Below are 11548 nucleotides of genomic sequence, written 5' to 3'. Positions count from 1 at the left end.
GCGCCGAGCGCACCTCCCGGCACACATCAATGCCACTGCCATCCGGCAACCGCCCGTCCAGCACCGCCACATGCGGATGCAGCGCCGGAATCCGCCGCAACGCCTCCGCCGCCAACCNGGCCTCACCGACGACCTCGATATCGTCATGCCGGGCGAGCGTCTGACGCAGACCATTTCGCACGATCNCGTGGTCATCGAGAACGAACACCCGGATCTGCGCCATGAACGCGACCATACGGCCTGCGGGTCGCCTCGCCAATCGCCCCGGCACCTCCCGGACGCACGTCACCCGGCTGTGCTGGGCGTCCTGGCCAGAGGTGGCATCCGGACGAGGCATCGATGTCACCCCGGACGGGTGAACGGGACTTTCGACAGGTGATGATCAGCGCGACGGCCCCCCGGACGGGGGTGCCGGGAAGTCGGCCGCCGGTAATCGGGAGCCGGGGCCGCAGGTCCGAAAACGCGCGGTGCTGTCCATTGGTCCCGGCTCGCGCGGGACCTTCGCACAGGCGCCGCCCGACTCCGGCACGCTGCGCCCGGGGCGACTCGGCGTCAGTGTTGACACCATGGATGTGGCGACAGCAACGGGCACGTCGGCCCGGCCCTCCGCGCCGACTCCGCAGAGCCCGCAGACCGCGGAGACCCCCGAGACCGCGGAGACCCCCGAGACCCCCGAGACCGCGGAGAGGCCCGAGGTCACCGAGACCCCCGACGCCGCGCTGGGGGCGGCCGTTGCGCCGGCCACGCTGGTCGAGACGCACACGTCCGTGCTGATCTTTCTGGGGGACCGGGTCTACAAGGTCAAGAAGGCAGCCGATCTGGGCTTCCTCGACTTCCGTGACCGGACGGCGCGCCAGCGGGCGTGCCAGGCGGAAGTCGATCTCAACCGGCGGCTGGCCCCGGATGTCTACCTGGGCGTCGCCGACATCCACGGCCCGGACGGTGTGCTCTGCGACCACATGGTTGTGATGCGCCGGCTGCCGGTCACGCGCCGGCTGTCCGCACTCATCACCGCCGGCGCCGACGTCACTGACCAGCTGCGGGGCATCGCCCGCCTCCTCGCGGGCTTCCACTCCCGCTGCGAGACCTCCGCCCAGATCGCCGAGGCCGGCTCTCCCGACACCCTGCGTGGGCTGTGGGAGGAGGGCATGAGGGGTGTCCGGCCGCATGTGGGCACCGTCCTCGACGCCGGCACCGTCGATGCCGTCGGGCGGCTCGCGGCCCGCTATCTGGCTGGCCGGGAGCTGCTGCTGCGGGAGCGGCAGCGGCTGGGGCACATCCGGGACGGACACGGCGACCTGCTCACCGACGACATCTACTGCCTCGACGACGGTCCGCGCGTGCTCGACTGCCTGGAATTCGACCAGCGCCTGCGGGTCGNGGACGTCCTCGCCGACGTCGGGTTCCTCGCGATGGATCTCGAACGCCTCGGCCGGCCCGACCTCGCCGCCGACTTCCTGGACCGCTACCGCGAGTACGCGGCCGAGAGCCATCCCCGCTCCCTGCAGGACCTCTACATCGCGTACCGGGCCTTCGTCCGGTGCAAGATCGCCTGCACCAGGTACGCCCAGGGCGCCGAGCCGGCCGCCGCCGAGGCACGGTCGCTGGCGGCGCTGGCCCTGACCCACCTGCGCCACGGCCGGGTGCGGCTCGTCCTGGTAGGCGGGGCTCGCGCGCCGGAACGTGGAGAGCTGGCCGCCGGCCTCGCCGACGCCGAGGGCTGGACGCTGCTGCGGGCCGAGGACATCGGACGGGAGCGCGGCGAGGCAGGCGAGGGCGCGGTGTACGCCGAGCTTCTGCGGCGCGCGCGCACCGCCGTCGAACGGGGTGAGAGCGTCGTGCTCGACGCGGCGTGGGACCGCAGGGCCGACCGGGAGCGCGCCGCCGCGCTGGCCCGGGACACGGCGACCGATCTTGTCCAGCTCCGGACCGCACGCCCGGGGCCCGTCCGGCCGGGGGAGGCGCAGCGGGAACGCATGCCGCGACCGGGTGGTGGGCCGGTGGCCGGCAGGCACGCCGAACCCTGGCCCGAGGCGACGACACTTCCGCCCGGGACCGGGCCGGAAGCCGTGCTGCGGGCGGCCCGACGCGCCGCGGGCTGACCGGTGACAGCGAGAACACGTGTCAGCTGCGTCCTGTCTCGCGTATCTTCCTCGCGTGGCGGCGAGATCTCAGGCCTCGGCCTCCCACCGGTCGAGCCAGGTGCCCCCGGCCGGCCCGGCCGGCGCGGAGCCGCGGCGTTCACCCGTACCCAGGGCGGGACCGGTTCCCGCGAGGAGCGTCGAGCCCGCTGGGCATGCTGAACCTGCCGGCTCCGCTGAACCCGCCGCCGCCCCGCTGCCCGCTGTGTCCGCCGGAGTGGTGGCGGCCCCCGGGGACGGGCTGATGTTTCCCACGGTGGCCCGGCTGGAGCTCGACGATCTGCTCGGCCAGCTCGTCGAGCGTGCCCAGGATGTGTTGGCGACCCAGGGCAGGCTGCGCGGCCTGCTGCAGGCCAACCGGGTCATCGCCACCGATCTGCGGCTGTCCGTCCTGCTCCGGCGGGTCGTCGAGGCCGCCACCGACCTGCTCGGTGCGCGTTACGGCGCCCTCGGCGTCGTGGCGCCTGACCGCACGCTGGTCGAGTTCGTCCACGTGGGGATGGCTGACCCGGAGGTGGAGCGGATCGGTCATCTGCCGACCGGCCACGGCCTGCTCGGGCTGCTCATCGACGACCCGCGCCCGCGCCGGGTGCCGGACATCTCCCGGGACCCCGGCTCGCAGGGCTTCCCCCNGGGCCATCCGCCGATGAGGTCGTTTCTCGGCGTGCCGATCACGGTGCGCGGAGAGGTGTTCGGCAATCTGTACCTGACCGACAAGCGCGATGGCGCCGCCTTCACCGCCGAGGACGAGGAACTTGCGCTTGCGCTCGCGGCCAACGCCGGGGTGGCGATCGCCAACGCGCGGCTCTACGACGAGGCACAGCGGCGGCATCAGTGGATGAACGCGTCGGCGGAGGTCACCCGCCTGCTGATGGCCGGGGACGATGACGTGCTCACCGCGCTCGCCCGCCGGGTCCAGGCGGTCGCGGACGCCAGCTTCGTGGCACTGGCCCTTCCCGACGACGAGGCGGGTGGCCCGGGTGGGAAAACCCACGGCGGCGGGGCCGGGTTCGTCCGTGTCGCCGTGGCGGTCACCGGCCCCGCCGGTGTCGCTGGGACCGCCGGTGTCGCGGGTCCGGAGCGCGCTGGTCAGCGCATTCCGCTGGAGCGCACCCTGACCGGCCGGGTCATCGTAGAGCGGCAGGGCCTTCGGGTTGATGACGCGGAACTCGACGCGCTCCCCGTGGAACACGCCGAACGGACCGGCCCACTGATGGTCGTGCCGCTCGTCGCCGGCGTCGGCCAGTGCGGCGGAGCGCTGCTCATCGGCCGTGACCGCGGCGCCNGCGCGTTCACCGACAGTGATCTCGACATGGCCACCGGTTTCGCCGGTCATGTCGCCGTCGCGCTCGAACTCGCCCGGGCGAAGGCCGAGCAGGAGCACCTGCGGGTGCTCGCCGACCGTGGCCGAATCGCCCGCGACCTGCATGATCACGTAATCCAGCGAATGTTCGCCGTCGCGCTGGGAATGCAGGACCTCGCGCAGTATGAGAACCCGGTGAACGCCGACCGCCTCAACGGCTATGTCGAAGACATCGACGCGACTATCAGGGACATCCGCCGTTCCATCTTCGAGCTCCGCGGGCAGAGCGCCACGAAACGCGGCCGCCTGCGCGCGGCCCTCGACAAGATTGCCGAGGACGTGCGGCCCGCCCTGGGCTTCGCACCCACGATCAGCGTCATCGGCCCGCTCGACACCGTCGCTGACGAGCAGCTCACCGACCAGTTGCTCGCGGTGGCCCGGGAGGCCCTCACCAACGCCGCCCGCCATGCCCGTGCCACCAGCGTCGAGGTTCGGCTGGCGGTGGACGGGGACACCGTCACCCTCGACGCGATCGACGACGGCGTCGGCATCGGCCCGACCNCCCGCCGCAGCGGCCTGGACAATCTGAACGCCCGCGCCGAAAGCCTCGGTGGCACCTTCACCGCGACTGCCCCGCCGACGGGCGGCACCCACCTGCGCTGGACCGTTCCGCTCTAGCGCCCAACTGGGGCGCTTCCCATGAATCGCGTGAATCGCGGTCCGTGTGGGCGCCTGCCGTCGCGGGGGTAACCCAGGCCGAACGCACCCGAAATGGCGACCACCGCCGCGGTGCGTCGTGACTGGCCGAAGGCCCAAGCTGACGGCGCGCGGGCGGGCGCGGGCGGGCGCGGCGGTGCGGGCGGTGATCTGACGGNGGCGGTCAGCGTTTCGGGTGGCGGCGCGGGTGTGGCGATGCGGCGACTGAAGAGCTCGCGGTGTCTCCTCGGGAGAGGTGTTGACAACCCCGGTGGTGGAGGGGGCGCAAGCCCTCCGGGAGCGGAGACACAACGAGGTCTTCAGTCGCTGACGGCGCACACTCGCGGACGGGCGGCGCGGGGGTGGGTGGGGGCTGTTTCGGGGCCTGTGCGCCCGCTGAAAGCCCTGGTGGCGGCGTTGTGGCGGGCTCCGTCGGATGCGGCGGCCCGGTGGCCGCACGCCGGTCGGGTCGTGGCGGGCCGAGGTGTTCGCGGGCGGGGGGCTGGATGTCGGAGGCGGTGGGGCGGCGGTGCTCCGATGCCGGCCCGGGCGGTCGCTCGTGGGGCCTCGCGACCGGGCTCGGCACCCGGGGTTTCCCGTCCGATCAGACAGAGCTGTCATCCCGGCGGCGGGCGGGGGCGCCCCGGGCTGGCCACCGCCGCCACGGCCCTCCCGCTACCAGCGTGCTCGCGAACGGGACCATGGTCCCGGCACCCCCATGGCTGACGAACCGGGCACGGTAGATCGGACGGCCGATGTTCCGCTCCGTCCCCGATGCGAAATTTGGCGCAGCGAATTCCGCGTGATTGACGGAAAACGGTGGTGGCGAAGATGGACAGAACCATTCTTGTCGGGGTGGACGGTTCCACCGGTTCCGAGGAGGCGCTGCGGTGGGCCTTCCGTGAGGCCCGGCGCCGCCAGCGGCCGGTGACCGCGCTGCTCGCCTGGAGCGCGGACGGGTTATCGCGGGATGTGCACCATCGGCCGGCCCGGGCGGACGACTCGGAGCTCGAAGCCGCTGCCTCGGTCGCGTTGGAGGAGGCCATCGGGCGGGCCGACCCGAAGGACGTCGACGTGCGCCGTGTGCTCGCCCAGGTGGCGCCGGTGCCCGCGCTGGTGGAGAGCTCGCCGGGCGTCGAGATGATCGTCGTCGGGTCGCACGGCCACGGTCCGATTCACCGGGTCCTGACCGGTTCGGTGGCTCAGGGCGTCGTCAACCACGCCCACGTGCCCGTGGTGGTCGTTCGGGGGAGGTCCGCCGACCGGCTCGGCGGGCCGGAGGCGCGCCCGCTCCCGGTCGTCGTCGGTGTCGACGGGTCGGGGAACTCGGTCGGCGCCCTGCGCTGGGCCGCCCAGGCGGCGGCGCTGCGGCTGGCCCCGCTGCGGGTCGTGTACGCCCTCGGCCGCGCGGATCCGCTGTATCCCGACCTGGTCCTCAGCGGGCAGGCGGAGCTGCTGCGGCGGGCACAGGCGATGCTGGACGAGACGGTGGGCAAGGGCCTCGCCAGCGCCGCCGCGGTGGCGGTCGACACCGTGATCGCTCCGGACTCTGCCAGCCGCGCCCTCCTTCAGGAGGCGCGGGGCGCGCAGCTCCTGGTGGTCGGTCGCCGCGGCCACGGGGGCTTCACCGACCTGCTGCTTGGTTCCGTCAGCTACCAGAGCATTCTGCACGCGGCCTGCCCGGTCGCCGTCATCCACGATGAGGACTGAGGCGATCACTGGACGAGAACTGAGGCGAACGCTGGACGAGGTACTGGGGCGAGGGCTGAGCGGTTCAGCCCGGGCGGACAACCATGACCGGGCAGGGTGCGTGGATCACGCATTCCCGGGCAGGGCTTCCCGGGCGCCATGAACCCCCGGCCCAGCCTTCCCGGCCTCCCACGACGAGAAGCTGGGCCTCGCGGGCGAGCCGGAGCAGGCTCGCGGGGGCGGCGTCGTCGTCGGCGAGTGGGCGCAGGGACACCTCGGTCGTGACCTGGCGGCTCTCCGCGGCGCAGTAGTCGAGGATCTCCTCCGAAATCCGCAGGTCACGGCTCGTCTGCCAGCTACGGGGGAAGCTGTCGGGCACCCGGGGCCAGCGTGGCCGCGCGTTCGCCATCACCAGCGGCACCCCACGTAGCCAGGCCTCCCGGGTCGCCCGGCGCACGGCCGCCACCGAGGGGGCCGTGCCGTCCACGCCCACCAGCACCGGACGTGGGTCCCGGGGCCGGGGCAGGTCGAGATCGTGGGCAACCACGACCGGAACCCGGGCCGCGCGCACGCACACCTCGGCCAGGGAACCCGCGACCACACGGCGGTGACGGCTGTGACTCGGCGCTCCGACGACGAGCATCCGCGCCTCGGCGGACATGCCGACCAGCGTGTGGCCGGGGTGATCCTGGACGATCAGTTCGGTGATCGGGACGGGTTCGGCCTGGTCCTCGCCGCGAAGCGCCTCCTCGACTGCCCGGTGGAGGAGAGCCCTGGCAGGGTTGCCGGTGGTCGTCGCCACCTCCGGCGGCACACCAGGCCCGGCCGAGGCCAGAACCGCTCGCACGCCGGCACCGTGGAGGCGGGCCTCGTCCAGCGCCCAGCGCAGCGCGGGGAGCGAGGCGGCCGATCCGTTCACACCCACGACGATCTCCGTCAACGTGACCCCCTGGTCGGTCAGTCCGCGGGTGTCCGCCGCCGTCCTCGCGGCTGCCACCGCCTGCTCCCGCCGTCGGTTCCTGGCCGTCGGATGAGGATGCGGTCCGGCGTTCGAGCCGTGCCACCCGCGGGACTCCGGATCAGTGTGCCCCGGACCGTCCGCGCACCGGACGAAGGACCCGCCGCCAGGCCCGGTGGTCATCGTTCCGGGCCGGTTGGGTGGGACCTTCGGGTAGGCGGGGTGCCGTCCCCAGCCGTTGCGGGGAGCGGCCATCGGTGGGAGTCTCACTACCTGAGTGATCATGATCTGGGGTGGGCCCGCCGTCGGCGGGCGCGACGAGGGGGAGGGGCCCATGGCATCCGACCGACCGGAGGCGGCCCCCGACACCACCGCCGCAACCGCCGCCGCCGCGGCTCCTACGCGGCTCTCGAAGGCGGCGTACGAAAAGGAGCTCGTGCGGTTGCAGACCGAGCTGGTGCGGATGCAGGAGTGGATTGTCGCCACCGGNGGGCGGGTTGTCGTCGTGATGGAGGGCAGGGACACCTCGGGCAAGGGCGGGAGCATCAAGAGGATCACTGAGCGCCTCAACCCCCGGCACTACCGGGTGGTGGCCCTCGGGAAGCCGACCGAGCGGGAGCGCGGCCAGTGGTATTTCCAGCGTTACATCACTCATCTCCCGTCCGCCGGGGAGATCGTCTTCTTTGACCGGAGCTGGTACAACCGGGCCGGGGTGGAGCGGGTGATGGGGTTCTGCACCGAGGAGGAGTACGACGACTTCCTGCGGACCTGTCCGCAGCTGGAACGTGCCTTCGTGCGAGCTGGAATAACGCTGCTCAAGTACTGGCTCTCGTTGAGCGACGAGGAACAGGAACGGCGTTTCAACGGTCGGATGCGCAACCCGGAGAAGCGGTGGAAGCTGTCCGATCTCGATCTTCAGGCCCGGGCCCGCTGGGTGGACTACGCCGAGGCCAAGGACGAGATGTTCGCCTACACCGATATCAGGCAGGCGCCGTGGTATGTGGTTGACGCGGATGACAAGCGCAGTGCCCGGCTGAACCTCATCAGCCATCTGCTGTCGATGGTCCCCTACGAGCCGGTCGCGTATCCGGAGGTGGAGCTTCCGCCTCGCCAGAACCGTGCCTACAAGCGCCCACCGATCGACAGCCAGACCTGGGTTCCGCGCCGATATGCGGTCGAATAGGCCCGGCCCCGCCGTGGGCTTCGGAGCGCTTGCCGGGTAGGCCGGGCCGCTCGCGGGCAGCCGAGGTGCCGGCCGAGGCGCCGGGCACCGGCCGGGTGTCGAGGCCGTCCCGGCCCGCCATCCGGGCCCGACCGGGTGTCCTTGTTCCGCCGGCCGGCGGTCGAGGGCGGCGGGTGTCTGCCGGGTGGACCGCACCCGCTTCCGGGATGATCCGGCAAAGCAGGTGACCGATTGTCTTTGGCAGCCGCCATAACCTGCGCGCGCTGTCGGCATCTGGGAGGATCCCGGGCCTATGAGGAGATCCCGTTTATCCTGGTTGTCAGCGATCGTCCTGACTGTCGGCCTGGTGGTCGGTGGCTGTTCGAACTCGAGCGGTGGCGAGAGTTCTGAGCCTCCGCCGTCGCATTCGGCGAACGGTTCTCCCGGGGTCACTGACAGTGAGATCAGGTTCGCTGTCATCGGGACGAAGACGAACAACCCGCTGGGCACCTGCATGCTCGACTGCTTCGTGCAGGGCGCCAACGCCTACTTCGCCTACCGCAACAGCGAGGGTGGCCTGGACGGTCGGCAGCTGAAGATCACCACGACGATCGACGACGCGCTCGGGCAGAACAAGCAGGCGTCCCTGGAAGTCATCACCAAGAACGACACGTTCGCCACGCTCAGTGCGCCGATGCTGGCGACCGGCTGGCCGGACCTGGCGAAGGCCGGGATCCCGGTCTACTCGGTGCCGTGGTACCCGCACGACATGAACGGCAACGAGTCGATCTTCGCGAGCAACGGTGTCGAGTGCATCTCCTGCACCCGCCGGTTCATGGCCTACGCNCCCCAGGTCTTGAAGCTCAGCAAGATCGCCACCGTGGGGTACGGCGTTTCGGAAAGCTCCAAGGAATGCACGCACGCCGCGACCGACACGATCAACCTCTACAAGGGTGAGACCGGTCAGGAAGTGGTCTACACCAACGACGGCATCGCCTTCGGAATCCCNAACGGCATCGGGCCGGAGGTGAGCGCGATGAAGAACGCCGGTGTCCAGTTCATCGTGAGCTGCTTCGACGTCAACGGGCAGAAGACCCTCGCGCAGGAACTCAAGCGACAGGGCCTCGCGGACGTCCCGATCCTGCAGTCGAACTCCTATGATCTGAAGTTCATGCAGGACGCCGGCGACCTGTTCGAAGGTGACGTTCTCGCGCTCGCGTTCCGGCCGTTCGAGGCCAGCTCCGAGGGTAACGCCCTCGCCGAGTTCAAGAAGTGGATGGAGCAGGCCNGAAACGAGCTCACCGAGGTCGCCGAATACGGCTGGATCGCCGCGGAAAGCGCCTACCAGGGCATCAAGGCCGCCGGCCCCGAGTTCACCCAGGCCTCCGTGGTCGAGGCGACGAACAAGTTCACGGCGTTCACTGCCGGCGGTCTCGTTCCGGAGATCGACTGGAGCCGGCAGCACATCATGCCCACCCAGGAGGACCCCGCCACCCACGGGCCCAGGCAGGAGTGCATGAGCCTGCTGACCTACAAGAACAAGAAGTTCGAGTTCATCGGCGGTGCCACTCCCGAGAAGCCCTGGGTCTGCTGGCCCAACGAGAACCGCGACTGGTCCGAACCCGTCCCGACCAATTTCCAGTAGGACGACCGGCCCCCAGTAGCGCCCCGCCTTCGTTCGAGGCGGACCGGTTACCGCAGGCCCGGTGCCAGGATGATCTCCGGCACCGGGCCTGCGGTGTGTGCGGTGACGTCCGCGGCCCCCCAGCCCGCGGACGTCCACCGGCGCGCCCCCCGTTTTCTGGCGCGCGCTGGTCGCGGATCTCCCGCGATCGGCGCGTCAGCTGTGGATGACGGCGACCGGGCACTCCGCGTGCTGCACGCACTGGTGCGCGGTGGACCCGAGCAACAGCTCGGCGAAGCCTCCTCGCCCCCGGGTGCCGACCACCAGGAGCTGCGCCTCGGCCGCGGCACGCAACAGCGCGCGGGTCGCGGTGTCGTCGACGGCCCGGAGGCTGAACTCGACGGTGCTCTCGTCGTCGAGGTCGGCGGTCGCGACATCGGCCAGCAGTTTCTCCGACCCGGTCCGCAGCGACGGGTAGAAGTTGGAGATGGGCACACCGAAGGCGGTGATGTCGATGTGGTAGCCGTTGACCAGCCGCAGCTCGACCCCGCGCGCCGCGGCCCGGGCCGCGGCCCAGCGGACGGCCGCCTGGGAGGCGTCCGAGCCGTCCACGCCGACGACGATCGGCCGTCGGTCGGGCCCGGTTTCGGGCGCGGTCCCGCGGACCACGACGACGGGGCCGGAGGAATGGTGCAGCAGCCGGTGGGCGACGGAACCTGCCAGGAGGCGGTGGGCCAGGCCGCTGCCACGCTGGCCGACCACGGTCATCTCGGCGTTCTTGGCCTCCGCGACGAGGGCTTCCACCGGGTCCCGGTCGACGACGACCTTGCGCAGTTCGACCGGGGGCACCGGGGCCGGTACCCGGGCGACCGTCCGGTCCAGCATCTCGGCGGCCGAGGCCGCGAGCCCGGCATGGCCGGCGGTGAGCGCGGCCTGGTAGACGGGACGCGGCAGGCCGTCGGCGGTCCAGCCCAGCAGCGCGGTGACAGGTCGCTGTTCCACCCGGGCCGCCTCGTAGGCCCAGCGGAGCGCGGCCTCCGAACCCGCGGAGCCGTCGATGCCGACCAGGATCGCGCGGCGCTCTTCGGTGCTCACGGTGGCCTCCTCAGCTGATGCCGATCTGCTGTCGACCTGATGTCGACCTCCCGTCCGGGTGGGCCCGAAGGGGGTGCCTCCAGCCTGCCGCCTGGGGGCGTGGGGGGGAAACCGGCGAAGGGCGGCGGCCAGGGGTGCCGTTCGTCCCGCCNGGGTGACCTTTCGTCCCGCGTTTCGCCGCCTGGTCCGCTGCCGGGCGGCTCGGCCCGTCCCGGCGCCGGAGGGGCGAGGCGGCGGTTCCGCGGGGTGTCGCTACCGCCCGTGCCGACTACTACCGGTCACCATCGTGTTGCGTGACGCCGGCGACGTGGGGATGCTCATGACACTGTGGACCGCCCCCGGTCGCGGGGCCGGTGGGTCGCTCACGACGGGCTCGCTGGTGTCGGCGGTCGTCCTGGCGATGTCCGCGGTCGTCGTCCGGCCCGGTACCGCGCTGGCCGCGGGGGTCCTCCTCCCGCCGGAGTACTACATCACCGGCCATGGCCCGGTTTCACTGACCGCGGGCGACCTCGCCGGCGATGGCATCATGAGCCTGGCCGTCGTGAACATGGCTGACGGCACCGTGTCGGTACTGCTCGGCCGCGGTGACGGTACTTTCGGCCCCGCGGTGCCCTATCCCGCCGGCTCGGGCCCGTCGGATGTGGGCACCGACGACCTGAACGGCGACGGTTTCGCCGACCTCGCGGTCGCCAACGAGTTCAGCGGCACGGTGTCGGTACTGCTGGGAATGGGCGACGGCAGCTTCGGCCCGCCCCGGCCCTTCCTTTCCGGACCCGGGCCCGCCGCGATCGCACCGGTCGACCTCAACGGCGACGGCGCCCCCGATCTGGCGGCCGCCAACCAGTTCGACGGCACGGTGTCGGTGCTGTTGGGGAATGGN

5 protein-coding genes and 12 pseudogenes are annotated in these 11548 nt (G+C 71.8%); 13 read left to right on the top strand and 4 right to left on the bottom strand.

Going from position 1 to position 11548, the window contains the following annotated elements:
- Both UG55_RS36200 and UG55_RS36195 read right to left on the bottom strand, forming a co-directional pair.
- Positions 1 to 117, bottom strand: a pseudogene (locus UG55_RS36200) (DNA-binding response regulator); the annotation flags it as partial.
- 1 nt (position 118) lies between these two features.
- Positions 119 to 185, bottom strand: a pseudogene (locus tag UG55_RS36195) (DNA-binding response regulator); the annotation flags it as partial.
- 381 nt (positions 186 to 566) lie between these two features.
- Between UG55_RS36195 and UG55_RS36190 the strand changes: the two are divergent.
- The 6 genes and pseudogenes from UG55_RS36190 to UG55_RS12510 all read left to right on the top strand — a co-directional run.
- A pseudogene (locus UG55_RS36190) lies at positions 567 to 1380 on the top strand (hypothetical protein); the annotation flags it as partial.
- A 1005-nt stretch (positions 1381 to 2385) separates the two neighbouring features.
- Positions 2386 to 2773 (top strand): annotated as a pseudogene (locus UG55_RS36180) (histidine kinase); the annotation flags it as partial.
- 1 nt (position 2774) lies between these two features.
- Positions 2775 to 3426 (top strand): annotated as a pseudogene (locus UG55_RS36175) (GAF domain-containing protein); the annotation flags it as partial.
- A gap of 1 nt (position 3427) precedes the next feature.
- Positions 3428 to 4005: pseudogene (locus UG55_RS36170) on the top strand (sensor histidine kinase); the annotation flags it as partial.
- A 1-nt stretch (position 4006) separates the two neighbouring features.
- On the top strand, positions 4007 to 4122 hold a 116-nt coding region (locus UG55_RS47075), incomplete at its 5' end, for a hypothetical protein (RefSeq protein WP_396230880.1).
- Between the two features lie 849 nt (positions 4123 to 4971).
- On the top strand, positions 4972 to 5850 hold the full coding sequence (locus UG55_RS12510; protein WP_066067342.1) for a universal stress protein: 879 nt from the start codon (positions 4972 to 4974) through the stop codon (positions 5848 to 5850).
- A gap of 64 nt (positions 5851 to 5914) precedes the next feature.
- On the opposite strand, the gene UG55_RS12505 is transcribed toward UG55_RS12510, so the two are convergent.
- Positions 5915 to 6826, bottom strand: a complete 912-nt coding sequence (locus UG55_RS12505; RefSeq protein ID WP_199865119.1) for a universal stress protein — start codon at positions 6824 to 6826, stop codon at positions 5915 to 5917.
- A 295-nt stretch (positions 6827 to 7121) separates the two neighbouring features.
- Between UG55_RS12505 and UG55_RS36165 the strand changes: the two are divergent.
- From UG55_RS36165 to UG55_RS36145, 6 genes and pseudogenes are all read left to right on the top strand, one after another.
- Positions 7122 to 7276 (top strand): annotated as a pseudogene (locus UG55_RS36165) (polyphosphate kinase 2); the annotation flags it as partial.
- A 1-nt stretch (position 7277) separates the two neighbouring features.
- Positions 7278 to 7970: polyphosphate kinase 2 (gene ppk2, locus UG55_RS12500; RefSeq protein ID WP_242424238.1), on the top strand; the 693-nt coding region annotated here is incomplete at its 5' end.
- 292 nt (positions 7971 to 8262) lie between these two features.
- Positions 8263 to 8795 (top strand): annotated as a pseudogene (locus UG55_RS36160) (branched-chain amino acid ABC transporter substrate-binding protein); the annotation flags it as partial.
- Between the two features lies 1 nt (position 8796).
- Positions 8797 to 8957, top strand: a pseudogene (locus UG55_RS36155) (branched-chain amino acid ABC transporter substrate-binding protein); the annotation flags it as partial.
- A 1-nt stretch (position 8958) separates the two neighbouring features.
- Positions 8959 to 9237: pseudogene (locus UG55_RS36150) on the top strand (branched-chain amino acid ABC transporter substrate-binding protein); the annotation flags it as partial.
- A 1-nt stretch (position 9238) separates the two neighbouring features.
- A pseudogene (locus tag UG55_RS36145) lies at positions 9239 to 9594 on the top strand (branched-chain amino acid ABC transporter substrate-binding protein); the annotation flags it as partial.
- A gap of 195 nt (positions 9595 to 9789) precedes the next feature.
- Here UG55_RS36145 and UG55_RS12490 read toward each other — a convergent pair.
- Complete coding sequence (locus UG55_RS12490; protein ID WP_066067282.1) at positions 9790 to 10668, bottom strand: universal stress protein; 879 nt, start codon at positions 10666 to 10668, stop codon at positions 9790 to 9792.
- A gap of 313 nt (positions 10669 to 10981) precedes the next feature.
- On the opposite strand from UG55_RS12490, the pseudogene UG55_RS47070 reads away from it, so the two are divergent.
- Positions 10982 to 11547, top strand: a pseudogene (locus tag UG55_RS47070) (FG-GAP repeat domain-containing protein); the annotation flags it as partial.
- Position 11548: the final 1 nt, after the last annotated feature.

The sequence above is a fragment of the Frankia sp. EI5c genome, from assembly GCF_001636565.1.
Taxonomy (GTDB): domain Bacteria; phylum Actinomycetota; class Actinomycetes; order Frankiales; family Frankiaceae; genus Parafrankia.
The sequence above is the reverse complement of the archived record's forward strand: the minus strand, read 5'-3'. Positions and strand labels throughout refer to the sequence as shown.